22 protein-coding genes are annotated in these 25,874 nt (G+C 70.6%); 15 read left to right on the forward strand and 7 right to left on the reverse strand.

All coding sequences use genetic code 11. The features are described from left to right. Window positions 1–51: 51 nt before the first annotated feature. From ABZU75_RS16545 to ABZU75_RS16560, 4 genes are all read right to left on the reverse strand, one after another. A complete protein-coding gene (locus ABZU75_RS16545; protein WP_355554730.1) occupies window positions 52–522 on the reverse strand; it encodes a VOC family protein in 471 nt (156 codons plus the stop codon). A gap of 9 nt (window positions 523–531) precedes the next feature. Then, entirely contained in the window at window positions 532–1,092 is a 561-nt protein-coding gene (locus tag ABZU75_RS16550) for a hypothetical protein (RefSeq protein WP_355554732.1), read from the reverse strand. 425 nt (window positions 1,093–1,517) lie between these two features. Then, the gene (locus ABZU75_RS16555) at window positions 1,518–2,168 is read right to left on the reverse strand and encodes a DUF3618 domain-containing protein (RefSeq protein ID WP_355554734.1); all 651 of its coding nucleotides are present in this window, start codon (window positions 2,166–2,168) and stop codon (window positions 1,518–1,520) included. Next, window positions 2,165–2,563: a phage holin family protein gene (locus tag ABZU75_RS16560; protein ID WP_355554736.1), complete on the reverse strand. Its 399-nt coding sequence runs from the start codon at window positions 2,561–2,563 to the stop codon at window positions 2,165–2,167. Before ABZU75_RS16560 ends, ABZU75_RS16555 begins: the two co-directional genes overlap by 4 nt. Window positions 2,564–2,872: 309 nt before the next feature. Between ABZU75_RS16560 and ABZU75_RS16565 the strand changes: the two genes are divergently transcribed. The 3 genes from ABZU75_RS16565 to ABZU75_RS16575 are packed head-to-tail and all read left to right on the forward strand — an operon-like array spanning window position 2,873 to window position 6,315. Continuing rightward, entirely contained in the window at window positions 2,873–4,474 is a 1,602-nt protein-coding gene (locus tag ABZU75_RS16565; RefSeq protein WP_355554738.1) for an NERD domain-containing protein kinase family protein, read from the forward strand. Between the two features lie 58 nt (window positions 4,475–4,532). Next, window positions 4,533–5,129 carry an RNA polymerase sigma factor gene (locus tag ABZU75_RS16570; protein WP_355554740.1) on the forward strand — a complete coding sequence of 199 codons (597 nt, stop codon included), beginning with the start codon at window positions 4,533–4,535 and terminating at the stop codon, window positions 5,127–5,129. Beyond that, window positions 5,122–6,315 (forward strand): CU044_5270 family protein, encoded by a 1,194-nt coding sequence (locus ABZU75_RS16575; RefSeq protein ID WP_355554742.1) that lies wholly within the window; start codon window positions 5,122–5,124, stop codon window positions 6,313–6,315. Before ABZU75_RS16570 ends, ABZU75_RS16575 begins: the two co-directional genes overlap by 8 nt. Before the next feature lie 7 nt (window positions 6,316–6,322). Here ABZU75_RS16575 and ABZU75_RS16580 read toward each other — a convergent pair whose 3' ends face one another. Then, entirely contained in the window at window positions 6,323–7,261 is a 939-nt protein-coding gene (locus ABZU75_RS16580) for a YegS/Rv2252/BmrU family lipid kinase (RefSeq protein ID WP_350928739.1), read from the reverse strand. Between the two features lie 84 nt (window positions 7,262–7,345). Further along, window positions 7,346–10,078, reverse strand: a complete 2,733-nt coding sequence (locus ABZU75_RS16585; protein ID WP_355554745.1) for an immune inhibitor A domain-containing protein — start codon at window positions 10,076–10,078, stop codon at window positions 7,346–7,348. A 340-nt stretch (window positions 10,079–10,418) separates the two neighbouring features. Here ABZU75_RS16585 and ABZU75_RS16590 point away from each other — a divergent pair, with 340 nt between their 5' ends. From ABZU75_RS16590 to ABZU75_RS16645, 12 genes are all read left to right on the forward strand, one after another. Then, window positions 10,419–11,780, forward strand: coding sequence for an FAD-linked oxidase C-terminal domain-containing protein (locus ABZU75_RS16590; RefSeq protein WP_355554747.1), 1,362 nt, complete (start codon window positions 10,419–10,421; stop codon window positions 11,778–11,780). A 201-nt stretch (window positions 11,781–11,981) separates the two neighbouring features. Then, window positions 11,982–13,913 carry a protein kinase gene (locus tag ABZU75_RS16595; protein WP_355554749.1) on the forward strand — a complete coding sequence of 644 codons (1,932 nt, stop codon included), beginning with the start codon at window positions 11,982–11,984 and terminating at the stop codon, window positions 13,911–13,913. A gap of 328 nt (window positions 13,914–14,241) precedes the next feature. Then, a complete protein-coding gene (locus ABZU75_RS16600; protein WP_355554751.1) occupies window positions 14,242–15,252 on the forward strand; it encodes a nitronate monooxygenase in 1,011 nt (336 codons plus the stop codon). 153 nt (window positions 15,253–15,405) lie between these two features. After that, window positions 15,406–16,065: a TetR/AcrR family transcriptional regulator gene (locus tag ABZU75_RS16605; RefSeq protein WP_355554753.1), complete on the forward strand. Its 660-nt coding sequence runs from the start codon at window positions 15,406–15,408 to the stop codon at window positions 16,063–16,065. A 47-nt stretch (window positions 16,066–16,112) separates the two neighbouring features. Then, window positions 16,113–17,645, forward strand: coding sequence for a carboxyl transferase domain-containing protein (locus ABZU75_RS16610; protein ID WP_355554798.1), 1,533 nt, complete (start codon window positions 16,113–16,115; stop codon window positions 17,643–17,645). Between the two features lie 2 nt (window positions 17,646–17,647). Continuing rightward, window positions 17,648–19,699, forward strand: coding sequence for a biotin carboxylase N-terminal domain-containing protein (locus ABZU75_RS16615; protein ID WP_355554755.1), 2,052 nt, complete (start codon window positions 17,648–17,650; stop codon window positions 19,697–19,699). A gap of 58 nt (window positions 19,700–19,757) precedes the next feature. Then, window positions 19,758–20,570 carry an enoyl-CoA hydratase-related protein gene (locus ABZU75_RS16620; protein WP_355554757.1) on the forward strand — a complete coding sequence of 271 codons (813 nt, stop codon included), beginning with the start codon at window positions 19,758–19,760 and terminating at the stop codon, window positions 20,568–20,570. A gap of 31 nt (window positions 20,571–20,601) precedes the next feature. Continuing rightward, entirely contained in the window at window positions 20,602–22,338 is a 1,737-nt protein-coding gene (locus tag ABZU75_RS16625; RefSeq protein WP_355554759.1) for an acyclic terpene utilization AtuA family protein, read from the forward strand. A 103-nt stretch (window positions 22,339–22,441) separates the two neighbouring features. Next, complete coding sequence (locus ABZU75_RS16630) at window positions 22,442–23,467, forward strand: phosphotransferase family protein (RefSeq protein ID WP_355554761.1); 1,026 nt, start codon at window positions 22,442–22,444, stop codon at window positions 23,465–23,467. Between the two features lie 118 nt (window positions 23,468–23,585). Further along, on the forward strand, window positions 23,586–23,810 hold the full coding sequence (locus ABZU75_RS16635; RefSeq protein WP_030908087.1) for a hypothetical protein: 225 nt from the start codon (window positions 23,586–23,588) through the stop codon (window positions 23,808–23,810). Between the two features lie 112 nt (window positions 23,811–23,922). Continuing rightward, on the forward strand, window positions 23,923–24,774 hold the full coding sequence (locus tag ABZU75_RS16640) for a helix-turn-helix transcriptional regulator (protein WP_355554764.1): 852 nt from the start codon (window positions 23,923–23,925) through the stop codon (window positions 24,772–24,774). Between the two features lie 67 nt (window positions 24,775–24,841). After that, on the forward strand, window positions 24,842–25,111 hold the full coding sequence (locus ABZU75_RS16645; protein ID WP_343976512.1) for a hypothetical protein: 270 nt from the start codon (window positions 24,842–24,844) through the stop codon (window positions 25,109–25,111). A gap of 37 nt (window positions 25,112–25,148) precedes the next feature. Here the strand turns inward: ABZU75_RS16645 and ABZU75_RS16650 are convergent, their stop codons facing one another. Next, window positions 25,149–25,802, reverse strand: a complete 654-nt coding sequence (locus tag ABZU75_RS16650; protein WP_355554767.1) for a TetR/AcrR family transcriptional regulator — start codon at window positions 25,800–25,802, stop codon at window positions 25,149–25,151. Between the last annotated feature and the right edge of the window lie 72 nt (window positions 25,803–25,874).

Here is a 25,874-nt window from a genome sequence, read left to right on the forward strand (position 1 = left end):
CCGCTCGGCACGGCCGCGCCAGGCCTGCCGCCGCTCCGGCAGGCGGGCCTCTCAGGCCCCGTCCCGCCCGGGGGCGAAGCCGGGGGCCGGGCCTGATCGGTAGACGCCTTCCGGGCCCACCTGGGCGGCGTGGACCTCCTCGTCCGGAGCGTACAGCCGGATCTGGACGCCGTCGGGGTCGACGAAACCCAGCGCGTGGCCGGAGGAGGCCCTGATGATCGGGCTGTGCGGGATGCCGAGGTCGTCGAGGTGGGCGACCCAGGCATCGAGCCCGGAGAGGGTGACCTGGAGCGCGAAGGGGTCGGCGTCGAAGAGCGCCCTGGCCAGGTCCGGGTTCTGGCGCAGCGCGATCTGGAAGGCGGCGCCGGGGACCTTGAAGCTCATGCCCCTGATCACGCCGTCCTCGTCCTCGAAGCTGGTGTGGTGCTCCAGCCCCAGGACGCGTTCGTACCAGGAGCGGCTCCGCTCCAGGTCACTCACCCAGATCTTGAGGTGGTGCACACCGGTCAGTGCGGCGTTCAACTCGTCTCCTCAGGAGTCCGGCGTCGTGGTGACGGTCGTGGTGAAACGGTGGTTGCAGAATCTCTCGCGCGCCTCCCTCCGGCTGAAGCGCCGCTCGGACTCCTTGCGGTCGAGCTCTTCGAAACTGTCGAAACCGAGTCTGGTCACGCCCTTGCCTCCGGTGGGGGCGGTGAGGACGACCCTTCCCCGGTGCGGGATGTGGCTGCCCGCGGCGCACCAGACACCGTCGGAGTGCTCGCGGCAGCGTAGGACGGCGACCCGCTTGCCGGCGGCGTCGAGCAGCACCGCCCTGGTGGGGCCCCGCCCCGCGGGAAAGCGGCCCCCCACCCAGAAGGTGCCCCAGTAGGGGGCGAAGGACGGGGTCAGGGTCATGGAGTAGTCAAGGGTGTAGGAGACCTGCCTGCTCGGGGCCGCGGAGGGCGTGGCCCTGGCCGTCACCTCGATACCGATCAGTGGTTTGGCCTGGCATTTCCTGGTCACGCTGACACAACTGGCCTGGGCCTGGGGCAGCGGGGCGAGGGCCACCGCGATGAGAGCGAGGCCTGCGGCGATCCCGAGAGCGTGGCGCATGAGACCTCCCGTGTTGTCCTGCCCTGAGAACGCTACATGCGCTCGGGCACGCATGTGCCTGAGTCCGGATACTTCGCCTTTCGCTATGAAAACGCGGCCTGGCCGGTGAAGGCCGATGTGAAGGTCCGGGCGGAGCGAAGGCGATTTCGCGGGACACCAGCGGCGGGAAGGTCCGGGCAGGCGGAGAGGAGGGGGTCCGCCGCCCGCCCGGAAACGGTCAGATTACCCCGGCAGACATGAGTTTGGCTCGCCTGGGCGCACGGGTATCGGCCGGATCTCCGGAGATCCGGCGGTTCGCGTCGTTCCCGGCGGTGCCGAGGGCCGCTCGGAGCACCCCACCGGCCGTCACCGCCAGGGCGGTTTCGAGGGCTTCGGGCCGCCCCCCGTGAATCGTCGGGGACGGCCCTGCCGGTGTCGCCGGACGGCTACCTCTTCCTTCCTCTCCGCAGGACCCGGAAGACGACCAGGGCGAACGCGGCCACCGCCGCGATCGTCAGAACGGGGCGCTTGCCCGCCTCGGCCGTGACCTTCTCCGCCGCGTCCTTGATCTCGGCGGGGGTCACCTCCTTGACCCGGCCGACGACCTCGGGAGCCGCCTCCTTCACACGCTCGACCATCTCGGTGGCGGTGGTGGCGGTCGCCGCTCTCGCCTTGCGCAGGTCCTCCCCAACATGGGCGGCGGTCTCCTGAAAACGGCCCTTCACATCGGTCTTGTGCACCAGTGCCTCCACAGTGTCGCCAAGTTCGCGGCGGGCGTCCTCGATGTCCCGCCGCACGGTTTCCACGTCGTTCCCGTCTTTTTTGATGATCTTGCCGGTCTTCGTCTCGCCGACACCGGTGTCGACGTAGGGTGCGACGTCGGCGGCCGCGTTCTCCGCGAGCCGGGGCGTGCCGTCGCGCTCGGACTCCGGAACGCCGAGATCCTCGCCGGGCGTGCCGTACGGCTGCTTCGGCGGGATGTTCAGCGACTCCCTCTCGTCCGGCGTTATCGGGGCACCGACCCTTTTCCTCCGGGATCCGGTGATCCCTGCCTCGGCCCGGGACCGGTCGGGTCCGCCCGGGTCTGTCTCAGTCATCGGTGGGCCCTCTCCTTTACCGCGTAGATGTCGTCCCTGACGCTCTCGATGGTCCGCGCGGGAGTCGGCGGGGACGCCTCGGCGACCTGGTGCTTGCCGGAGAACCCGAGCACACCGGCCAGGGCCAGCAGCACCACGCCCACGACCGCCGCGGCCACCCAGGCGGGCATAACGTACGCGAGGAGCAGGATCACCGCGGCGACCAGGGAGCCTGTCCCGAACAGGGCCACGACTCCCGCCCCGCCGAACAGCCCCGCGCCGATTCCGGCGTGCTTGCCCTTTTCCGTCAGTTCCGCCTTGGCCAGACGGAGTTCGTCCCTGACCAGACGCGAGACCTGCTCCGACATCTGCCGGATCAGCTCGGACGTCGGCAGTGACTCCTTGGTGTTGACCATGGACTGCCTCCTCCCCTACAGGAAAGGACGCCTACCCCGTCCCACCGCGGCAAACATCCGCCCGGCGGCGGTGTTCACGGGAGCCTCAGGGGTAACACCGCCCCACGACCGCGACCCGCAGGAGCGGCGGCACCGCCCGCACCCCTGACGTGCCGGACACGTCGATCACGTCTCCCGGCCAGGACTAGGCCATGATCATAGGGAGGCCCGCGTGTCCGAGTGGTGGAAAAGTAAAGGTACGGGCGAAGATGAGCCTCTTGAGATACTGCGTGGCACGATGAGCACGATCAGGAAGGCGGCACGCTAGAGATGGCACAGATCGTCGGCGGCGGAAGCCCGGTCAACGACGCCGAGCGACGGGTCATCGCACACCTGCGAGACAGCGCCCCGCCAGACTGGCTGCTGCTGCACAACATCGAGGTGCCCCGCGGCGACGACACCTTCGAGGTGGACGTGATCGTCCTGACCGGTCACTCGCTCTGCGTCATCGACGTCAAGGGCACCCGGGGCAGGATCGAGGTCGCGGGGAACCGCTGGTTCCCGCTGCGGCGGGAGGCGTTCGGCTCCCCTGTCGCCAAGCTGCGCGGCAACGGGCGCGCGCTCAAGGGGCTGCTCACCCAGGAGCGGCGCGAGCTGGACCGGGTCTACGTCGACAGCCTGGTGGTGCTCACCGGGGCCGACGCGGAGCTGGTCGACCCGGCCGGCCGCGACTCACGCCACGTCACCGACCTGGCCGGGCTTGTCGGCACGCTGAGTGACGCCTCCCGCGTCAGGCGCGGCCACACCACGGACACCGCGCCGTACGGCACCGCGATCATCGAGGCGCTCAACGGGAGCGTGCGACGCTCCACGGCACCGCCGCGGTTCGGCAGCTGGGAGGTGGAGGAGCAGCTGGGCGGCGACAACCGGGTCACCGAGTATCGCGCGATCAACGCGACGGTTCCCGGCAGCGAGACGGTTCTGCTGCGCGTCTACCGGGCCGACCCTCTGGCGGAGGAGGAGCCGAGGGCGGCCGAACGGCGGCTGATCACCAACGCCTACCAGGCTCTCACCAGGATCCCGGCGCACCCGTGCGTGGTGCGCGCCCGTGACTTCTTCGCCATCGACGACGAGAGCCGGTTCGTGCTGGTCCTCGACGACGTGCACGGTCAGGCGCTGCACCTGCACCTCACCGCCTCCCCCCGCACGCTCTCCACCGCCGCCCGGCTGGACGTGGTGGAGGACATGCTGCTGGGCCTGGCCCACGTGCACGCCAACAACGTGATCCACCGGGCGCTCAGTCCCGCGTGCGTGCTGGTGACGGAGAACGGCCGGGCGATGCTCACCGGGTTCGACTACGCCAAGCCCGGCCCCCGCGCGCACACCGTTGCCAACGAACTGCCCAACGTGCTCGACACCCACTACGCGGCCCCCGAGTGCCAGGCCATGCCCGAGCGGATGACCGCCGCCTCCGACGTGTACGCGGCCGGGGTGATCGCCTTCCAACTGCTGACAGGGGAGCTCCCACCGGCCAATCCCGACGCCGAACCCGCTTCCAGTGAGGCGTCCGCCGAGGTCATGGACCTGCTCCGGCGCATGCGCGACCACGCGACGCACAAGCGCCCGGACGCCGCCGAGGCCCTGTCCGACCTGCGACGGGCGCGGCGCCCCCGCCCCGCGGCCCTCACCGCGCCGGATTCCGGCGCGTCGGCCCCCCTCCCCCAGGTCCCTGGTACGGCGAACACCGGCGTGGCGGCTCCCGGACGCCCGGAGGGGCCCGAGCCGGAACGCCACCGGCGAGACGCCCACGCGCCCGCGCGGAACGGGGAAGAGCGCGAGGAGAGCCCGCGTGACAGGAGCGGGCCGGGACAGGAGCCGCTGCTCGACAGGCTCAGGATGAGGTTCCGGCGTATCACCGGAAAACAGTCGTGAAGGCGAACCGGACCCGCGACGGAGTAGGGGTGTAACCCATAGAAGGGACACCCGGCACATGGCCGCTCCCCCTGATGCGCCGACGAGAGTCGACGACGCCGCGCTGATAGAACGGTCGCGGCACCGTCCCGACCTGTTCGCGATGCTCTACGACCGCTACTTCGTCGAGATCCACCGCTACGCCGCCGGACGGCTCGGCTCGCAGATCGCCGACGACGTCGCCGCCGAGACCTTCCTGGTGGCGTTCCGTAGACGGGAGACGTTCGACCCCACCAGGGGGACGGTGCGGCCCTGGCTGTACGGCATCGCCACCAACCTGGTCGCCCAGCACCGCAGGAGCGAGACACGCAGGCTGGAGGCGTTCCAGCGGGCATCCGTCGACGGTGAGGCCGACGAGGGATACGAGGAGCGGGTGGCCACCCGCCTCGCCGCCGCGGGCGTGCGGGGGCCGCTCGCGTCGGCGTTGAGCGGCCTTTCCGACGGCGACCGCGACGTGCTGCTGCTGGTCGCGCTCGCCGATCTCAGCTACGAGGAGGTCTCACAGATCCTCCACATCCCTTTCGGCACCGTCGGCTCCCGGCTCAACCGGGTGCGCAGGAAGCTGCGCGCGGCGCTGGGCGGCGTCAATCCCATGATCGGAGGCTCTGATGGATGACCTGACCGCAGTCCGGGACCTGCTCGCGGAGCCGGAACCGTCCCGCGAAGTGATCGCGGCGGGCCGGGACCGGCTCCTGGCCGCCATGCCGTCGCCTCAGGAGCCGCCCGGGGGCCGAGGGCTCCTGCAGGCACGGCGGGGCCGCAGGGCGGCCTGGTGGACGGCCCTGGGGATGGGGGTGGCCGGGACGGCCGCGGCCGCGGCCCTGGTGATCACCTCGTCGACCGCCGCCTCGCCGACGCCACTCCCGCACCTGCCCGCCCCCGGCACGCAGGACACCGGGGCCGAGGCGAGACAGGTCCTGCTGGCCGCGGCCACCGCGGCGGCCAGGGCACCGGTGAAGGGTGCCTACTGGGTCACCCGCGCCGTCCGAGGGAACCAGCGCGTCGCGCCGAATGCCGGCTATCTCATCCTGCGGAGTCACGCCGAGGAGAGGTGGCTGTCACGCGCACGCGACGGGCAGAGCTGGAGGATCAGCCAGTACCTCGGCGCGAAACCGGCGACTCCCAAGGACGAGGCGGCCTGGCGGAAGGACGGCTCCCCCGACCGCTGGCTGTTCGCGGACGGCGCGCTGACGGGCGGCTACGTCTCCGCCGAGGACAGGATCGAGTCCAAACCGGGAGAACGGGAGGCGTCCCGCCTGCGCGGCAAGTGGAAGGGGTCGGCCGGCCACCTGACCAAGGGACTGCTCACCTGGGCCGAGGTGCGCGCGATACCGGACACCCCGGAGAAGTTGAGGATCTACCTGAACGGGCGTGGCAAGGAGTTCACCGCCAAGTGGCCGGGGGCCGAGAAGGCCGAGAAGCAGGTGGAGCCGTGGCTGCTGGAGGACTGCATGATGATCATCACCTCGCTCCCGGTCACCCCCGCGACCCGCGCGGCGGCCTATCGGCTGCTGGCCTCCCTGCCGGGGATGACGTCGGAGGGGAAGGTCGTCGACGGGCTCGGCCGGGTCGGTCAGGCGATCTCCTACCCGGTCAGCACCACCACGCCACAGGGCGAGAGCAAGGTCTACGGAACCAACCGGCTGGTGATCGACGTGTCGAGCGGGCTGCCGCTGTCGCGGGAGCAGGACGGCCTCGACCGGCTCAGGGACGGGCGGACCTACAAGGTCACCTCGTTCACCGCGTACGAACGGATCGGCTGGACCGACGACCTGCCCGACCTGCCCGCCCGGCACGACTGAACGCGGCTCAGGAGTCGACGAAGTCGTCGGGGACCATCACCCGCAGCCCGTTGGGGACGGTGCGGATCGTGATGGGGGTCATCAGGCGGACCTCGCCGTCGACGTCGGCGGCCAGCGGCGGGTCGGTCTCCAGGTGCATCTCTCGCCCCACCACGAAGGGACCTCCCGCGAGGCTGCGCCAGCGGCCGCTGCCGGCCCGGATCATGGTCTCCACCAGCAGGCGCAGCCGCTTGCCCGAGCCGAGCTGGTAGGCGACCAGGCGGCCGTTGTCGATGCTGATGTCCTTGGCGACCTGCCAGCCGCCGTGGAAGCGGCCGTTGGCGATGTTGAGCTGGTGGGTGAGCAGCTCGTGGCGGCGGCCGTCCACGGTGAGGAAGGCCCGGAACGGCCGGTGGCCCGGCAGGACCGTCAGTGCCGTGAGCGGGTAGGCCGCGCGGCCGAGCAGGCGTTTCACCCCGTGCCTGACCTTGCCCGCCACCTCCACCGACACCCCGAAGCTGGCCAGGTTGGCGAACTCGCGGTCTCCGGCGATGCCCAGGTCGATGTCCGCGACCTTGCCGGTGCGCAGCACCTCGATGGCTCCGGCGAGGTCGAGGGGGACGCCGAGGCTGCGGACGAAGTTGTTGGTGGTGCCCAGGGGTAGCACGCCGAGGGCGACGTCGCGGTGGGCGACGTGCTTGACGGCGGAGCTGAGCGTGCCGTCGCCACCGCCCACGACGAGCAGGTCGGGCCCCGCGGCCAGGGCCTCCTCGATGATGGCGCGCAGACGCTTGGGATCTTCCACGGGGAAGAAGCGGATCGATCCGAACCTCTCGGCCCGCAGCGCGCGGACCACCTCCGGGTAGTGGCGCCGGCCTCGGCGCGAGCGCGTGTTGACGACCACGCAGACCCTGCCCTCGGTCCTGATGGCCTCGGTGTGCTCGGCCTTGCTTCGAAGCTCTCCCACGCTGCCCCTATCCGATCGGGTGCCTGCCCGTTCAAATGGTATGGCCCCGCCGTCGGTGACAGCGGGGCCATACTCCTGCGGGGTTTACTTCTTGGGCGGGGTGACCTGAACGATCGCGCCGAGGTTACCCGGCAGCGGGGTGACGAGCTTGAGCTTCACGCCCAGCGCCTTGCCCTCGTCACCGGGGTTTCCGGAGCCGAGGACGTGGCCGCCGCCCATGTCGGTGCCGTACGCCTGGGTGGCCGGGCTGCCGTCGGCGTTGACGACCCGGGTGCTGTACGGCTGGTCGCCCGCCGACGGTACGACCGTCGAGGCGTCGAAGTCGCGGTAGTACAGGCTGGTGCCGCGCGCCTCGAAGCCGGGGTACCAGGTCTTGGCGTCGGTGAACTCCGAGACCCCCTTCAGCCCGTCCACCTTGGTGCAGTACGTGCTGAAGGGCTCGTCCGGCCCCTCGATGCAATCGGTGAAGGGGTAGGTCTTGGCGAAGGAGAAGGCGGCGTTCGAGCTCTGCACGCGTCCCGACATGTTCTTGAGCGTGGTGGGATCCTTCGTGGCCGCCACGCCGGTCCGCCGCAGCGGGTCGAAGTGGGAGTCGACCAGGATCAGGCTGCCCTTGGAACCGATGCTCGGCGCCAGTTCGAGGTTGTTGGCCACCGAGTTGTTGGTGTAGTTCGAGTCGCGGTACCAGACGAGCAGGCCGGGGGCGTTGTACTTGACCTTCTCCACCTTCCACGCGCCGTCACGCGAGTAGTTGGTGGTGTAGGTGTACTGCAGGCCCTTGTCGAACCCGTCGAGGTTGCGCCACTCGGCCAGGTAGAAGCGGGAGACCTCCCGCGTGCCGTCGTTGAGGGCCCAGCCCTGGCCGTTGGTGTTGTTGAAGCTGCCGCCGGTGGCCGTCCAGCCGTTGAGGCCGCCCTCCAGGTCGTCGCTCCAGACGGTCTGGGTGCCGTTGGTGAGCGCGAAGTCGTCGGCGTGCCAGCCGCGCGGGGTGTAGGCGGCGTCGGTGTTGTAGGTCAGGCGGAGCTTGATGTTCTTGCCGGCGAACGGCGTGAGGTCGACGTAGTCGTGCCGCCAGCCGTTGGTGGCGCCGGTGAGGCCGTACTTCTTGTCGCCGAACGCGGCGAGGTTCCCGTTGGGGTCGGTGTAGTCGTCGTCGGTGGAGACCAGGGCTCCGCCGTCGGTGTAGACCCTCTGCTGGCTCCAGGTGGCGCCGCCGTCAACGGAGGTCTCGATGAAGCCGAAGTCCCAGTCGTCCTCGATCTCGTAGTTGTTCCAGAGCCAGAACTTCAGGTCGGTCCCCGCGGGCACCTGAACGTCTCGGGCGATCTTGACGTTGGCCCACTCCTGGTCGAAGTTGGACCAGAGCGTCTTGGTGCCGCTGTGCGGCTCGACCATCGTGACCGGCGGGCTGTCCAGGTTCACCCGGACGCCGTCCTCGGTGAGCTTGGGCGTACGCGAGGCCTGGCCGATCGTCACCGCGCGGGCGCGGTCACCGGGGTTGAAGACCTTGGGGTTGGCCCAGCCGAGGACCCACTTGCTCCAGATGCTCATGTGGGTGGGCATCGACTGGAAGATCGGGCCGCTGTGCGATCCGCTGGACATCAGGTCCCAGAAGTCCACCGCGGAGGACGCCTGGCCGCTGGTGTCGTAGAGGTCCGGAAGGCCCAGGTCGTGGCCGTACTCGTGGGCGAAGACACCGACGCCGGAGTCCTCGGGCTGCACGATGTAGTTGGAGATCTTCACGTTCTTGCCGGGCACCTGGTAGCCGCCGGCCACAGCGCTGGAGTGTGCCCAGATCGCGTAGGTGCCCTCGGCGCCGCCGTCGGAGGACTTGTCCTTGCCCGCGTGGACCAGGACCAGGTGGTCGACCACGCCGTCGGGCTCGGCGAAGTTCCCGTCGCCGTCGGCGTCACCGACGTCCTCGAGGTCGTAGTCGGCCCACGGGAAGTTCGGGTCGGCGGCGGCCAGGGCGTTCACCGCGTCGATGGCGAGCTGGCCGGCTCCGCGCGGGTTGTCCGGGTGGCCGCTCATGTCCTGTACCGGCTGGCCGCAGGCGCGCGCGCCGTAGTATGCCTCGGAGTGCGGGACCTTGATCCACGGGCTTGCCTGCCCGGTGACCGTGTAGGCGCCCTTGGACATCTCCTCGTACATGTTCTTCAGGGTGTGCTTGGAGATGTCTATGCCCTTGCGGCCGTCCCGCGGGTCGGTCAGGTCGGTGCGGACGCGCTGGGTGATGCCCCCGGTGCTGTAAAGCATCTTGTTGAAGTGGTCGGGGCTGAAGTCGGGCACCCAGAAGCTGTTGTTGTCCTTGTGAGACAGCGTGGCCGGGTTGGGGATCTTGTTGTGCAGCGGGCCGTTGAGCCGCGTGCCCGGCGGCTCGGTGACGCACTCGGCCGGGTCCTCGCTGGTCACGCTCGCCGGACGGGAGAATCCGGAGAAGTCGTCGTTCGCCTGGTCGTTGAACTCCACCAGCAGGGTGAGGAGCTTGGCCGTCTTGGGGGTCTTCGCCTTCTTGAAGAGGAGGTCCGCGGGGTTGAGCCCCGTCCTGATCGCCTCGGCCTCTCGGGCGGCCAGCACCCGCGCGGCGACGGGGTTGCCCTCGGAGTACTTCCGGTCGATCTTCCTGGACGGACCGGTCTTGCGCGCCTTGGCCGACGGCACGGCCGGGTCGCCGACCTCCGGCTCGTCCCTGGGCGGCGCGTAGTTGATGTAGTAGTCGGCCGCGGTCGGCTGGTAACGCGCGACCGAGGAGTCGCTATCGGCCGACGCACCGCTCACAGCCAGTCCCGTGACGGCCAGGCCGAGCACGGGAACCATCGCGAGAAGGCGTCTGGGAGCGCCTCCTCTGCTGACTCTGCCGGACAACGTGTCCCCTCCCTGCGCCCGGGTTTACCGGATGCGGACATTTCCGGCGCGCCGGATGAGCGCACCGAACGGGGACGTTAGACGAGAAGGTAAAGCCAGAGTCAAGGCGCCAAATGATGTTGTAAAAATGAAATAAAGTGTCTTTTACTGGGAATGGTGGTGATTTTCACTACGCTCCGACTCGGCGCCGCCGGAAACTGCCTCCGAAAGCCCCTTGAGGTGCGGAATTGGCGTATGGGGGGTTCGGCGTACCGCCGAACACTTGCTCGGGGCCAGGCCGTACAGTCCACTTGTGACCGCTATCTCCGAACTTGTCGCCGCGCTCGCACCGGAGAAGGTGCTGACCGACTCCGACGTGACCGACTCCTACGCCCGGGATCGAACCTTTCTTGAGCCCGGCAAACCGCTGGCCGTGGTGCTCGCGCACACCAGGGACGACGTGGTCGCCGTGATGAGATGGGCCACCCGGTACCGGGTCCCCGTGGTGCCCCGGGGTGCCGGTACCGGCCTGGCCGGCGGGGCGACCGCCGTCGAGGGGTGCGTCGTGCTGGCGCTGCACAGGATGGCGGCCATCAGGGAGCTGTCCCCCGACGACGAGATAGCCGTGGTCGAGCCGGGGGTCATCACCGCCGACCTGGACCGGGCCGCCCGCGAGCACGGGCTGATGTACGCCCCCGACCCCTCCTCCTACGAGATCTCCACCATCGGCGGCAACCTGGCGACCAACGCGGGCGGCCTGCGGTGCGTGAAGTACGGCGTGACCCGCGACTCGGCGCTAGGCCTGGAGGTCGTGCTCGCGGACGGGCGGGTGATCAACACCGGTCGGCGCACCGTGAAGGGCGTGACGGGGTACGACCTGACCGGCCTGTTCGTCGGCTCCGAGGGGACGCTCGGGGTCATCACCGCGGCGACGGTGCGGCTACGCAGAGCGCCGTCGGTCTACCCGGCAACGATCGCGGCCGAGTTCACCTCCCTCAGGGAGGCCGCCGCCGCCGTCTCCGCGATCATCGCGGCCGGGTGCCAGCCGTCCCTGCTGGAGCTGCTCGACCGGAACACGCTCAAGGCCATCGACGACTGGCGGAACATCGGGCTGGAGGAGTCGACCCGGGCGATGCTGATCGCGCAGTCGGACGCGGTGGACGGCCCGGCCGTCTCCGAGCGCATGGCGGAACTCTGCACCGCCAGCGGCGCGGCCTTCGTGGCGGTGTCGTCGTCGGCGCAGGAGGCCGAGCAGCTGATCGAGGTCCGCCGGATGGCGTACGAGGCCAAGGAGCGGCTGGGCAAGTGCCTGGTGGAGGACGTGTGCGTACCGCGCTCCCTGCTGCCTGACATGATCGAGAAGATCGAGGCGATCGCGGCCAAGCACGGCGTGCTGATCACCACGGTCGCCCACGCGGGCGACGGCAACCTGCACCCCGTCTTCGTCTTCGACAGGACCCTGAGCGAACCGCCGCCCGAGGTGTGGGCGGCGGCCGACGAGCTCTTCAGGGAGACCCTGAAGATGGGAGGCACGCTCACCGGCGAGCACGGCGTCGGGCTGCTGAAACAGCGCTGGCTGTCCATGGAGACCGGGCCGGTCACCGAGGAGATCCACCACGGGATCAAACAGGTCTTCGACCCGCTCGGCATTCTCAACCCCGGCAAGGCCATCTGAGCGGGTTTCCACCACACCGGGCGGGAACCCTGCAGATCCCGCCCCACCAGGACAAAAGATGGGACCTCCGCGGATTCCCATCAGACCGAGCACGGGATTCCGCGGCTCCCCGGATCTCCATGGCCGTTCGCTCCCCTCTCGCGCTGGTAGCGTTCTGCCCCACATAAACCATTCTTTTGGGTTTTGTCGGGGGGGCATCTGGTGGAACCACTAACAACGGAGGATCCCCCACGCCTGGGATCGTTCGAGCTGACCGGACGGCTCGGAGAGGGCGGGCAGGGGATCGTCTACCTCGGGCGGGGGCCTGAGGGCGAGCAGGTCGCCGTCAAGCTTCTCCACCACGGACTGGTCGGCGACCCCGAGGCCAGGGCACGCTTCCTGCGCGAGGTGTCGGTCGCGCAACGGGTGGCCCGGTTCTGCACCGCCTCCGTGCTCCACGCCGACCTCGCCGGCAGCCGTCCGTACATCGTGAGCGAGTACGTCCCCGGCCCCTCCCTGCGCCAGCTGGTCGACAGCCAGGGGCCGCGGCGCGGCGCCTCCCTGGAACGTCTCGCCGTCAGTACCGCCACCGCGCTGTCGGCGATCCACCGCGCGGGCATCCTGCACCGTGATTTCAAGCCCGCCAACGTGCTGATGGGTCCCGAGGGCCCGGTGGTGATCGACTTCGGCATCGCCAGGGCGCTGGACTCCCCGGGGATGACCGCGACCGGGGTCGCGATGGGCACCCCTTCCTATCTCGCGCCCGAGCAGCTCGGGGCGGGCGAGGTGACACCCGCGGCCGACGTGTTCGCCTGGGGCGTCACGATGGTCTTCGCCGCGACCGGCAGGCCCGCGTTCGGCCAGGACTCCATCCCCGTCGTGATCAACCGGATCCTGAACACGGAGCCGGAACTGGGCGCGCTGGAGGGAGAGCTGTGCGAGCTGGTCACGGCCTGCCTGTCGAAGGACCCGGCACTGCGCCCCACCGCCGAGCAACTCGTCAACCGTCTGATGGGCACCGCCCCCACCACCCCGGTCCGGCGTCCGGCCCCCCTCCCCGGCCCTGTGCCCGGTCCCGGTCCTGGTCACCTGTCCGTGGCGGCCACGCGACAGAGCGGGCAGCGTCAGGACGGACCGCCGACGGGCGGACCGGGACACGTAGGGCCGGGACACGGCGGACCGGGACACGGCGGACCGGGAGGCACCGCGCCGGGACAGGGCGGACCGGGAGGCACCGCGCCGGGACAGGGCGGCCCCGGGCGGGCCGGGGAGCCTGGTGGGAGGAAGCCGCGCGGGCCTGTGGGGCTCCTGCTCACCGGGGTGGCGGTCGTGGCCGCGCTCGGCGTGACCGCCGGGACCATGGTGGTCCTGCAGAACGACGAGAAGGCCACGATGGCGCGAGCCGGAGCGGCATCCATCGCGGCGGAGACCCCGGGCCCCGACCCGACGACCGTTCCCGGCGATCCGCTCACGGCCGGGAAAGAGGCTTCCCGGCCTCCGGAGAACGAGGAACTCCTCACGATCACGCCCCACCCGTCCCGGCCGATCGCGCGGCCGTCATCCCGACCGGCCGAGAACCCGAGCCGCGCTGCGGGAGCGCCGACGGGGAAGCCGAGCAGGCCCCCCTCCCGGACCTCCAGCCCGGCGGCCACCACCGCCAAGCCCACCCCGCCGGCGGAGCAACCGGGCTCGGCGGAGCCGAGCGGCATCGTCAAGCCCTCATCGGCTCCCGAGCCGACGGCCAAGCCCACCGCCACCTCGCGACCGACCTCGACGGTGAAGCCCACCGTCAAGCCCACTGCCAAGCCGAGTCCCACCCCTCAGAAGCCCAACCCCTATACGGCCACCGGCGTCTGCGGCAGCGGCTACAAGGTCATCAACTCCAAGGCCCTGGGCAGTGTCGCGACGATCTACCTGCTCTACAGCTCCGCCGCGGGCAAGAACTGCGTCGTCACCATGTCCAGGTATGTGATTCCCGCCAAGATCTCAATGAACGCGACACTTCAGGTGCAGGGCGGCTCCAGCGGGAGCAACCCCGGCAAGTTCACCGTCTACGCGGGCCCGGTACGCCTGTCCGGGGCCAAGAAGTGCGTCATCTGGGGAGGCTCACACGGGTCGCTGTCCTGGAAGAGCGGCTGGAGCCACTGCGGCTGAGCACGAGGACTGTCGCATACTCCTCGGTGACCCGCGTGATGTCGCCGCCGCACCTCGTCCACCGCGTGAGCGTCCCGCCCACGACCAGGACGACCGCGGCATCCGACCGGCCCAGAGCCGGCCGGAGATCTCCAGGCGGCTCCGCTCGGAGACGCCGGGGTATGTCTTCAAAGCCATGGATACGGCCGTCCTGACCTGTGCGCAGTGGCGTTTGCCGGGTACATGGCGCTCCAGGTACTTGATCTGGATTTACCGTGAACTCGCGAGTGGGATGTGCTGATCGGCGGCATAGGTTTTCCAGACCATGGAGTGCTGAGAGGAGAAACCGATGCCTGACCCGATGCCGTGGCCGTCCAGGCTGCCGATCGTCCAGGCTCCGATGGCCGGCGGGGCGTCCACGCCCGAATTGGCCGCCTCCGTGTCCGGCGCCGGAGGTCTGGGATTTCTCGCGGCCGGTTACAAGACGGCCGCGCAGATGCGGCAGGAGATCGAGCGGACGCGTGAACTCACGTCTCGCCCGTTCGGAGTGAACGTGTTCATGCCTACGGCCGACGAGGCCGATCAGGCCGAACTCGGCGCCTATGCGCGAGCCATCGAGGGGGAGGCGCGACGGCTTGGCACCGAGCTCGGGGTCCCGCGCGGCGGCGACGACGACTTCACGGCCAAGATCGAGGATCTGCTCGCGGATCCGCCCGCGGTGGTGGGATTCACGTTCGGCTGTCCCGAGGACGAACTCGTCCGGGCGTTCCGCCGCAAGGGGACCGCGGTGCTGGTCACCGTGACGTCGGTGGCCGAGGCCCGGCTGGCCTCGGCCGACGCGTTGTGCGTCCAGGGAGAGGAAGCGGGCGGGCATCGGGGGTCGTTCGCCAACACGGACGCAGCAGGAATGGGCCTGGACCGCTTGCTGCCCCGGATACGTGAGGTGTCACGGCTTCCCCTCATCGCGGCCGGCGGTATCGCCTCGGCCGCCGACGTCTCCCGGGTCCTGTCCGCGGGAGCGGTCGCGGCCGCGGCGGGCACCGCCTTCCTCCTCTGTCCCGAGAGCGGCACCGGCGCGGTCCACCGCGCGGCGCTGACCGATCCGCGCTTCACCCGGACCGCCATGACCAGGGCCTTCACCGGACGTCCGGCGCGCGGCCTGGTCAACCGGTTCATGACGGAGTACTCCGGCCGGGCGCCCGCGGCCTATCCGCAGGTCCATCACCTGACGGCGCCGCTGCGGCGCGCCGCCGCGGCACAGGGGGACGCCGAGGCGCTGCACCTATGGGCCGGAACCTCCTGGCACCGGGCGCGACCCGTACCGGCGGCGCGGGTCACCGTGGACCTGGCCGCGATCTGAATCGGTCAGAGCCGGGCTCGATCAGCGGTGTCGGCGGGCAGGACGGCTCCGGCGCCGTCGGAGCCGACAGCCGCGGCCTCGCCGGGGTGAGGGCGACATCGAATCCATCCCGGCCTCTGGCAGGCGCATGGGTTCTGGGTTACCGTAACTGACGTGATCGTCAAGTCTGAGACGCTCAGCACCCGGGGCCGGCGCACGCGAGCGGCGCTCGTCCAGGCCGGACGGGAGATGTTCGAGGAGCGAGGCTACGACGCCGTGCGTGTCGACGACGTCTGCGCGCGCGCCGGTGTCTCACACGGCACCTTCTACACCTACTTCGGCTCGCGCGAGGAGCTGTTCCGTGAGGTGGCGGCCACCGTGGTGGGCGAGATGTTCACCGCCAGCGTGGTCGGGCCCAGCGCTCCCGACGACCCGTACGCCCGCATCGAGGCCGCCAACCTGCTCTACCTGCGCGCCTGGGCCACCAACTCCCGGTTGGTAAGGATGCTGGAGCAGGTCGCGATCGCCGACGAGGGGTTCCGCGGCCTCCTGCTCGAGTTGCGCGAGGTCTTCGTGCGGCGCGGCGCGGAGGGGCTGCGCCGCCTGCAGGAGCAGGGCCTGGCCGATCCGTCGCTGGACCCCCGGCTGACCGCCGTGATGCTGGGCGGGATGGTCGAGCACTTCGCCCACGTCTGGCTCGACCTCGGCGAGCACGCCGACGAGCGGACCGCCGTAACCATGCTCTCCACGCTCTGGGCCCGGGCCATCGGCCTGACGCCCGCGAGCCGGGGCAACAACATGACGCCAACGTCAATCAAGGAGGCGGGTTCGTGAGCCGGCTGGACACCTCCGGTGACGACTACCTGGCCCGGCGCGAGGCGATGCTCGCCAAGCTGGCCGAGCTCGACGCCGAGCAGGCCAGAGCGGTGGCCGGCGGCGGCGAGAAGTACGTCGACCGGCATCGCGCGCGGGGCAGGCTGCTGGCCAGGGAACGGATCGAGCTGCTCGTCGATCCCGACTCGGCGTTCCTGGAGCTCTCACCGCTGGCGGGCTGGGGCAGCGACTTCCCCGTGGGGGCGAGCGTGGTCACCGGGATCGGGGTGGTCGAGGGCGTCGAGTGCGTACTCGTCGCCAACGACCCGACGGTGCGGGGCGGCTCGTCCAACCCGTGGACGCTGCGCAAAACGCTCAGGGCGGCCGACATCGCCTTCGAGAACCGGCTGCCGCTGATCAATCTGGTGGAGTCCGGCGGGGCCGACCTGCCGACCCAGAAGGAGATCTTCATCCCCGGCGGCCGGATCTTCCGCGACCTGACCCGCCTGTCGGCGGCCGGGATCCCCACGATCGCCCTGGTCTTCGGCAACTCCACCGCCGGCGGGGCGTACGTACCGGGGATGAGCGACCACGTGGTCATGGTCAAGAAGGGCGCGAAGGTCTTCCTCGGAGGGCCGCCGCTGGTCAGGATGGCCACCGGGGAGGAGTCCGACGACGAGTCGCTGGGCGGTGCCGAGATGCACGCCCGGGTCAGCGGGCTGGCCGACTACCTGGCCGCCGACGAGCACGACGCGCTGCGGATCGGGCGGCAGATCGTCAGGGGCCTGAACCGGCGAAGGCTCGGCGCCTCCGCCGGGGCCGTGCGTGACCCGCTGTACGACGAGGACGAGCTGCTGGGCATCGTGCCCGAGGACCTGAAGATCCCGTTCGACCCGCGCGAGGTGATCGCACGGATCGTGGACGGCAGCGAGTTCGACGAGTTCAAACCCCTGTACGGCGGGAGCCTGGTGACCGGGTGGGCCCGCCTGCACGGCTACCCGATCGGGATACTGGCCAACGCCCGGGGGGTGCTGTTCAGCGAGGAGGCGCAGAAGGCCGCGCAGTTCATCCAGCTCGCCGGCCAGGCCCGCACACCGCTGGTCTTCCTGCAGAACACCACCGGCTACATGGTCGGCAAGGACTACGAGCAGGGCGGCATCATCAAGCACGGCGCCATGATGATCAACGCGGTGTCCAACTCGACGGTCCCGCACCTCACGATCGTCATGGGCGCCTCGTACGGAGCGGGCAACTACGGCATGTGCGGCCGGGCCTACGACCCTCGTTTCCTGTTCTCCTGGCCCAGCGCGAAGTCGGCGGTCATGGGGCCCGCCCAGCTCGCCGGAGTGCTGTCCATCGTCGGCAGGGCCGCGGCCCAGGCCCGGGGGCAGGTCTACGACGAGGAGGGCGACGCGGCGATGCGCCGGATGGTCGAGGCACAGATCGAGGCCGAGTCGCTGCCGTTCTTCCTCTCCGGCCGCCTCTACGACGACGGGGTGATCGACCCCCGCGACACCCGGACGGTCCTGGGCCTGTGCCTGTCCGCCGTACACAACGCCCCCGCCCCGGAGCCCGCGGGCTTCGGCGTCTTCCGGATGTGACCATGCCCGCGAACATGCCCGCGAACATGCCCGTGACCGCCTCGCCGATCCGCCGCCTGCTCGTCGCGAACCGGGGTGAGATCGCCCGCCGCGTCTTCCGTACCTGCCGCGACCTCGGCATCGAGACCGTCGCGGTCTTCTCCGACGCCGACGCCGACGCCCCGCACGCGGCCGAGGCGGACCACGCGGTGCGGCTCGGCGGTGTCAGACCCGCCGACACCTACCTGTCGGTGGCGAAGATCATCGACGCGGCCCGCAGATCGGGGGCGGACGCGGTCCATCCCGGCTACGGCTTCCTGTCGGAGAACGCCGCCTTCGCGCGGGCCGTGCGGGACGCCGGCCTGACCTGGGTCGGTCCACCGGCCGAGGCCGTCGCCGCGATGGGCTCCAAGATCGAGGCCAAGGAGCTGATGGCGGCCGCGGGGGTCCCGGTGCTGCCGGGATTCACCACGGGTCCCGGCCACTCGACGGACGACCTGGAACGGGACCTGGACGCCGTGTTCACCCCGATGGGCGGACACCTTCCCCTGCTGGTGAAGGCGTCGGCCGGGGGCGGCGGGCGCGGGATGCGCATCGTACGGCTGACCGGCGACCTGCCGGAGGCGGTCGAGTCGGCGCGCGCCGAGGCCGCGTCGGCGTTCGGGGACGGCACGGTGTTCGTCGAGCCCCTGCTGGAGGGCGCCCGGCACATCGAGGTGCAGATCCTGGCCGACGGGCACGGGACGGTGTGGGCGCTGGGCGAGCGGGAGTGCTCGATCCAGCGGCGGCACCAGAAGGTGATCGAGGAGACCCCCTCCCCGGCGATCTCCCCGGCGACGCGGGCGCGGCTGCGCGACGCGGCGGTCACGGCCGCGCGGGCCATCGACTACGTCGGCGCCGGAACCGTCGAGTTCCTCGTCAGGGGCGACACGGTCGCCTTCCTGGAGATGAACACCCGCCTGCAGGTGGAGCACCCGGTGACCGAGTGCGTCTACGGCGTCGACCTCGTCGAACTGCAACTGCGGATCGCCGAGGGCGCCCGGCTGCCCGCGTCACCGCCCGAGCCGTCCGGGCACGCCGTCGAGGCGCGCCTGTACGCCGAGGACCCGGCCCGCGACTGGCTCCCGCAGAGCGGCACCCTGCACCGCCTCGAGATCCCCGGCGTGGACTCCCGCTTCGCGCCCGCGTCCGGCGGGCGGCACGGACTGCGGCTGGACTCCGGCGTCGAGGACGGCTCGGTGATCGGGGTGCACTACGACCCGATGCTCGCCAAGGTCGTCTCCTACGGCGTGAGCCGCTCCGACGCCGTGCGGCGGCTGGCCTTCGCGCTGGCGGGCGCGCGAATCCACGGCCCCGTCACCAACCGGGACCTGCTGGTCGAGGTCCTGCGCCATCCGGCGTTCCTCGCCGGGGAGACCCATACGGGTTTCCTGACCGAGCACGGCCTCACCGGGGCGGCGCCCGGACGGCAGACCGCCGGAGCCGGGCCGGGGGCCGTGCGCCTGTCCGCCCTCGCCGCCGCGCTCGCGCGGGCGTCGGCCAACCGCGCGGCGGCGACGGTGCAGGCGGGACTGCCGGGCGGATGGCGCAACGTGGTGTCGCAGCCGCAGCGCACCGCGTTCGCGGAGGCGGAGATCTCCTACCGGATCACCAGGGCCGGCCTGCGTGCCGAGGGGTTCCCCGATACCGTTCTGGTCGGCGCGACGCCCTCGCTCGTCGTACTGGAGACCTCCGGCGTGCGGCACAGGTTCGCCGTGGCCCGCTACGACGGCGTGACGCACGTGGACTCCCCGCTCGGTTCCGTACGGCTCACCCCGCTGGAGCGCCTGCCTGCGCCGGTGGAGCAGGTGCTACCCGGCTCCCTGCTGGCACCCATGCCCGGTACCGTGCTGCGGATCGACGTCAAACCCGGCGAGAGGGTCGGTGGGGGGCAGGTGGTCGTGGTGCTCGAAGCCATGAAGATGGAGCACCGGATCACCGCACCCGCACCGGGCACGGTGGCGGCGGTGAACGTGGCGCCGGGCCGCCAGGTCGAGGCCGGGTTCGTGCTGGTCGTGATCGAGGAGCAGACTTGATCCCCTCCCCGGGCTCTCCGGAGCCGGGATACGGGGTCTTGCGGCTGGAAGGATTCAGATGAGAACCGATGGGGGTTGGCCGGTGGAGCGCCTGGTGCACGGGGAGGTGTCCGGAGGGGTGGCGACGATCACCCTCGACTCCCCCCGCAACCGCAACGCCCTGTCGGTGCGGTTGCTGGGCGATCTGGAGGACCGGCTCAACTGGGCGCTGGCCGAGGAGAGCGTCCGGGTGATCGTGCTCACCGGGACCGGGCCGGTGTTCTGCGCGGGCGCCGATCTGAAGGAGCAGCGAGTGACCACCCGCGGCGCGCACGAGGCGCCGGTGACCGCGTCGTTTCCGGAGATCATGAGCCTGATCTGGGAGAGCCCGAAGCCGGTCGTGTGCAGGCTGAACGGCACCGCGAGGGCCGGGGGGCTCGGTCTGGTGGCGGCCTGCGACTTCGCGATCGCCCCCGACTCGGCGTCGTTCGCCTTCAGCGAGGTACGGCTCGGCGTGGTGCCCGCGATGATCTCGGTGACCGTGCTGCGGCGGCTCGACCCGCGCGCCGCCGCCGAGTACCTGCTCACCGGGGAGACGTTCGACGCCGCCCGCGCCAGGGAGATCGGGCTGCTCACCCGCGCCGTGCCCGAGGAGGAGCTGGACGCGACGGTCGCCCACTACACCGGCATGCTGCTGCGCGGCGGCCCCGAGTCGCTCGCTCTCACCAAGCAGCTCGTGCGGACCGTGCCCGAGCTGAGTGTCGAGGAGGGCATGCGCCAGATGGCCGAGCTGTCCGCCCGGCGCTTCACCTCCGCCGAGGGACAGGAGGGGATCGCCGCCTTCATGGAGAAGCGGCCCGCGTCCTGGATCCCCGCCTCCGAGGCGGGCTGACACCGCCTGCATACCCGCCCGAGGAGATCCGATGTTGCGTATCGCCAACTGCTCCGGCTTCTACGGCGACCGGCTGTCGGCCGCCAGGGAGATGGTGGAGGGCGGCCCGATCGACGTGCTCACCGGCGACTGGCTCGCCGAGCTGACCATGCTGATCCTGGCCGGGAACCGGCTCAAGGGCCGCCCCGGCTACGCGCCGACCTTCCTCAAGCAGCTGGAGGAGGTCCTCGGGACCTGCCTGGAACGCGGCATCAAGATCGTCTCCAACGCGGGCGGCCTGGATCCCGCCGGGTGCGCCGGGGCGGTGACCGAGCTGGCGGCGCGCCTCGGGTTGCCGGTGCGGGTCGCCCACGTCACCGGTGACGACCTCACCGGCCACGACCTGGGCGGAGCGCCGAACGCCGACACCGGCGAGCCGCTGCCCGCGCCCGCCCTGACCGCCAACGCCTACCTGGGGGGCCGCCCGATCGCCGCCGCCCTGTCCGCCGGGGCGGACGTGGTGGTGACCGGCCGCGTCACGGACGCCGCCCTGGTCACAGGGCCGGGAATCTGGCGGTACGGGTGGGGGCCCGGCGATCTCGACGCGCTGGCCGGGTCCGTGGTCGCCGGGCACGTCATCGAGTGCGGCTGCCAGGCGACCGGCGGTAACTACGCGTTCTTCGGCGAGGTGCCCGACCTGGCGCGCTGCGGGTTCCCGCTGGTGGAGCTGGAGGCGGACGGCTCCAGCGTGGTCACCAAGCATCCCGGGACCGGGGGGCTGGTCTCGGTCGGCACGGTCACCGCGCAGCTGCTGTACGAGATCGCCTCACCCCGCTATCCCGGCCCCGACGTGGTCGCGCGCTTCGACACGATCCGGCTGGAGCAGCAGGGCCCCGACCGGGTCCGCGTCTCGGGGGTGCGCGGCGAGGCCCCGCCCGCCACGCTCAAGGTCGCCGTCAACTACCTGGCGGGCTACCGCAACACCATGACGCTCGTCCTGACCGGTCTGGACATCGAGGCCAAGGCCGGGCTCGCCCAGGAGGCCATCTGGGCCCGGGTGCCGAGGGAGTCGTTCGACGAGGTCCACGTCGAGCTCACCCCGCTGGCGGGAACCGCCCTGCTGCGCGTCACCGTGATGGACGCCGACCGGCGCAGGGCCGGACGCGCCTTCTCCTCGGCCGTGGTCGAGACCGGCCTGGCGAGCTACCCCGGTTTTTACGGGCTGACCCCTCCCGGTGACGCCTCGCCGTACGGGGTCTACTGGCCCACACTCGTCCCGGCGGAGGCGGTGCGGGCCCGCGTCTGGCTCGACGGCCGCGAGCTCCCCACGGTGCCGGACGCGTCGGGGGACGGCGACCGGGGGCGGTCCGGGCAGGCTCCCCCTCCCCCGGTCACGCGTCCTGGAGCGCCGGAGGGGGGCGCGCCGGGCGGCCCACGGGGCGCGGACGGCGACGGCGGGACGGTGCGGGTCGCGCTGGGCTCGATCGTGGGTGCCCGGTCCGGGGACAAGGGTGGCAACGCCAACCTGGGGGTCTGGGTCCGCACCGCCGAGCAGTTCGGGTGGCTGGAGGACTACCTGACGGTCGAGCGCCTGGCCGGGCTCCTGCCCTGCACCGCGGAGCTGAACGTCGAGCGCTTCGAGCTGCCCAACCTGCTCGCCCTCAACTTCGTCGTCCACGGCCTCCTCGGCCGGGGTGTGGCCGCCAGTCCTCGCCTCGACGCCCAGGCCAAGGCCCTCGGTGAGGAACTCCGCGCCGTACTCGCCGACATCCCGCGGCGCCTGCTGTGATCCCCCGATCGGAACGGCCGTCGCGGTATGGATGGTATTGACCGTCGCAGGCGGGGATCATAGATTCACCCCGACTAGAATATAATTCGGTCAAGGAGGATGTATGACGGCCGCGCACATCGACGTCAACGTGATCGACTTCGGCGTGCTCGGTGCGTGGATGGACGCGCAGGGGCTGCCCCCCGGACCGTTCGAGCGGGTCGCGCCCGTGGCGGGCGGAACGCAGAACGTCATGGTCCGCTTCGAGCGGGGTGGGGCTCGGTACGTGCTGCGCAGGCCGCCGCTGCATCCGCGCGCCAGGAGCAACGAGGTACTCCGCCGGGAGGCGAGGGTGCTGACGGTGCTGCGCGACACGCCGGTGGTGGCGCCGCGCCTCGTCGCGGCCTGCACCGACGAGAGCGTCATGGGCGCGGTCTTCTATCTGATGGAACCGGTCCAGGGTTTCAACCCCACGGTCGGGCTGCCCGAGCCGCACGCGAGCGATCCCGCGATCCGGTACCGGATGGGCCTGGAGGCGGCCTCGGCGCTGGCCGACCTCGGGCGGGTGGACCACGGCGCGCTCGACGGGTTTGGCCGCCCCGACGGGTTCCTGGAGCGGCAGGTACCGCGCTGGATGGGCGAACTGGACGGCTACGGGGCACTGGACGGGTATCCGGGGCCCGACATCCCCGGACTGGCGGAGACGGCCGGCTGGCTGGAGCGCAACCGGCCGAAGGAGTTCACCCCGGGGATCATGCACGGCGACTACCACCTGGCCAACCTCATGTTCGCCTGTGACGGGCCCAGGGTGGCCGCGATCGTCGACTGGGAGATGTGCACGGTGGGCGACCCGCTGCTGGACCTGGGGTGGCTGCTGGCGACCTGGCCGACCGCCGACGGCGTGGGCGTGATCTCCGGCGGCGTCACCGGGCTGGCCCCGGCCGCCGAGCTCGTCGAGTGCTACGCGGCCCTGTCCGACCGCGATCTGTCCGCCGTCGACTGGTACGCGGTGCTGGCCTGCTTCAAGCTCGGCATCGTGCTGGAGGGCACGCACGCTCGCGCGTGCGCGGGCAAGGCGCCCAGGGAACTCGGGGATCTGCTCCACGCGACCACGCTGAACCTGTTCGCCCGCGCCCGCACGTTCATGTGACATAAGGCGAAATAAGTGGAATGTGCGTTATCTGGTGCTTGAAACCTTCATGCAACCCTCCAAACTCTAGGATTGCTCGCAATTGCTCCATGAGTGTGGTTCGGGGAAGGATTCAGTCATGCGCCTCCGGTTCCTTGGTTCAACCTCCGAAGCGGGCGCCTGCCCCTCCCTCTACGAGACCGATCGCGGGACCGTCGTGGTGCAGGGCCTTCGGGTGACCGACGCGGAGGCGCTGGCCGACCTGCGCCACGTCCTGGAGGGTGAAACCGCCGTCGAGGTGCCTCGCGAGTTGCTCGTGGACATCGCACGCCGGGTACTTTCTGTAAATATTGGTCACGATTAGGAGTGCTCTCTGGCTTGATCCACATGCTCGGGTCTAGCGTCGTGCGCACCACGCGGGGGATGACGCGAACCCGCGGGAGGAGCAGGCGGGCGAGAGCGGCCAGGGAGATCGTGTGAGCGGGTTCCAACAGGCCAGAACCGAACTCGGCGCGCGGTTGCGGCACCTGCGGGAGACCGCTCACCTGTCGGGCAAGGAACTGGCCGAACGGCTGAGGTGGCAGGCCTCCAAGGTCTCCCGGATCGAGAACGCCCGCCAGGCCGTCACCGAGGACGACATCGTCCAGTGGGCGCAGGCCACAGACGCCTCCCCCGAGGTGGTCGAGGAGCTGGTGGAGCGGGCACTGGGCCTCCTGGATCGCCAGGACTCCTGGCGGCAGCGGCACCGCAGCGGGCTGGCCGCCCTCCAGGAGGACGTCCGCGACATGGAGGCGCGGACCACGCTGCTGCGGGTGTTCGAGCCCGGCGTGGTCATCGGCCTGCTGCAGACCACCGAGTACGCCCGGAGCATCTTCACTCGGATCAAGCGCCTCTACCGGTCCCCCGACGAGATCGACGCGGCCATCCGGGTCCGCATGCGGCGCCAGGACATCCTCTACGACCAGAGCAGGCGGTTCAGGTTCGTCCTGCCGGAGGCGGTGCTGCGCTACCGGCTGGCCCCGCTGGACGTGATGCGCGGGCAGCTCGACCGGTTACTGGCGGTGACCGCACTGCCGAACGTGGAGTTCGGTGTGATCCCCTTCGAGGCGCCCCTGCCCTCGGCACCGCTCAACGGTTTCTGGATGTACGACGACGACCATGTCGCGGTGCCGACCAGGACGAGGGACCTGCTTCTCCGCGACCCGGACGACGTCGCCTTCTACGCGCGGACCTTCGAGGAACTCTGCGAGGTCGCGGCCTTCGGGGAGGACGCCAGATCGGTGATCGTCCGAGTACTCAACGATTTCTCCGGGCAGCCGAGGGAGTAAACACCGCAATTGCTTGATTAGCATCCCAAGATCGTGCAATTCTCTGTCGAGACGGAGGTGACGCACGATGCTGGACACGCTGTCTTGTCTGGAGAGGTTCGTTGCTGCGATACGACTGCACGCCGACCTTTCCGTACAGCGGATCTCGTTCGGTGATCCCGCGTACGTGTACGTCCGCAACCGTTTCAGCAGCACCCTGGCCGAGACCGTGACCTGCTCCCAGGACGGCCGTTTCATCACCTCGTGGGGTTACCGGCTCGGCACCAGCGAGAACATCGACGGTGCCGCGGCGCGGCTGGCCTTCCTCCTCGCGGCCCTGCCCACCCCCCAGGTCTGACCCGGCGGCCACGGGGTCTCCCCCGCCCGACCCGCCGCTACGAAGCCTCGGCCGGCTCGTCGGGAAAGTCCGAGAGGTGCAGGCCGACCTCCCTGGCGGCGGCGACCCTGGCGTGATGGAGCATCCGGCTCCGCGACATGTTGCCGGTGTGCAGGGTGTACCGGACCACGAGGCCGTCGAGCATGCCGTCGATCCGCTCGGCCGAGCCCAGAGGGTCGTCGCAGGTGAACTCACCCGAGGCCACGCCGGCGGAGATCACCTGGCTGAGGATCTCGATCCAGGCGCCCTCAAGCTCCAGCAGGATGGTGCGGACGTGCTCCTCGCGCACTCCCACGGCCCAGGCGTCGACCCAGAGGATCCAGCTCTGGTCGGAGCGGGAGGCCGGGATGTAGAAGCGCAGGACACGGTCGAGGAGTTGGACGGCGGTGCCGGGGCCCGCGACGATCTCCTTCAGCCGCTGGATCTCCGAGTCGCTGGTACTGCGGAGCATCTCGGTGATGAGATCGTCCTTGGTGGCGAAGTGGTAGTGGATCAGGCCACCGCTCACGTTCGTCGCCTTGGCGATGTCGGCGACACGGGTACTGGCCAGCCCGCGCTCGAGCACGACCCGCCTGGCGGCTTCAAGGAGCTCCGCTCGGCGCTGGTCGGCCTGGTCGGCGCGGCTGCTGCGCGCCCCTACTCCGCTGTGCACGGCGCAAGACTACAGCAGCGCGGGCACACTGCCTCCATACTACTGATTGGTCGATCAGTCAATGACTTCGCC

Source organism: Streptosporangium sp. NPDC005286 (genome assembly GCF_040607515.1).
In the GTDB taxonomy this organism is placed as follows: domain Bacteria; phylum Actinomycetota; class Actinomycetes; order Streptosporangiales; family Streptosporangiaceae; genus Streptosporangium.

What these genes read in the sequence shown, in the direction of transcription:
- ABZU75_RS16615 (WP_355554755.1), top strand. Translation starts at nt 17,648, where the DNA reads ATGCCCGCGAACATGCCCGCGAACATGCCCGTGACCGCCTCGCCGATC.
- ABZU75_RS16555 (WP_355554734.1), bottom strand. Translation starts at nt 2,168, where the DNA reads ATGACTGAGACAGACCCGGGCGGACCCGACCGGTCCCGGGCCGAGGCA.
- ABZU75_RS16625 (WP_355554759.1), top strand. Translation starts at nt 20,602, where the DNA reads ATGTTGCGTATCGCCAACTGCTCCGGCTTCTACGGCGACCGGCTGTCG.
- ABZU75_RS16575 (WP_355554742.1), top strand. Translation starts at nt 5,122, where the DNA reads ATGGATGACCTGACCGCAGTCCGGGACCTGCTCGCGGAGCCGGAACCG.
- ABZU75_RS16560 (WP_355554736.1), bottom strand. Translation starts at nt 2,563, where the DNA reads ATGGTCAACACCAAGGAGTCACTGCCGACGTCCGAGCTGATCCGGCAG.
- ABZU75_RS16570 (WP_355554740.1), top strand. Translation starts at nt 4,533, where the DNA reads ATGGCCGCTCCCCCTGATGCGCCGACGAGAGTCGACGACGCCGCGCTG.
- ABZU75_RS16600 (WP_355554751.1), top strand. Translation starts at nt 14,242, where the DNA reads ATGCCTGACCCGATGCCGTGGCCGTCCAGGCTGCCGATCGTCCAGGCT.
- ABZU75_RS16565 (WP_355554738.1), top strand. Translation starts at nt 2,873, where the DNA reads ATGGCACAGATCGTCGGCGGCGGAAGCCCGGTCAACGACGCCGAGCGA.
- ABZU75_RS16645 (WP_343976512.1), top strand. Translation starts at nt 24,842, where the DNA reads ATGCTGGACACGCTGTCTTGTCTGGAGAGGTTCGTTGCTGCGATACGA.
- ABZU75_RS16620 (WP_355554757.1), top strand. Translation starts at nt 19,758, where the DNA reads ATGAGAACCGATGGGGGTTGGCCGGTGGAGCGCCTGGTGCACGGGGAG.
- ABZU75_RS16610 (WP_355554798.1), top strand. Translation starts at nt 16,113, where the DNA reads ATGCTCGCCAAGCTGGCCGAGCTCGACGCCGAGCAGGCCAGAGCGGTG.
- ABZU75_RS16635 (WP_030908087.1), top strand. Translation starts at nt 23,586, where the DNA reads ATGCGCCTCCGGTTCCTTGGTTCAACCTCCGAAGCGGGCGCCTGCCCC.
- ABZU75_RS16630 (WP_355554761.1), top strand. Translation starts at nt 22,442, where the DNA reads ATGACGGCCGCGCACATCGACGTCAACGTGATCGACTTCGGCGTGCTC.
- ABZU75_RS16550 (WP_355554732.1), bottom strand. Translation starts at nt 1,092, where the DNA reads ATGCGCCACGCTCTCGGGATCGCCGCAGGCCTCGCTCTCATCGCGGTG.
- ABZU75_RS16585 (WP_355554745.1), bottom strand. Translation starts at nt 10,078, where the DNA reads ATGGTTCCCGTGCTCGGCCTGGCCGTCACGGGACTGGCTGTGAGCGGT.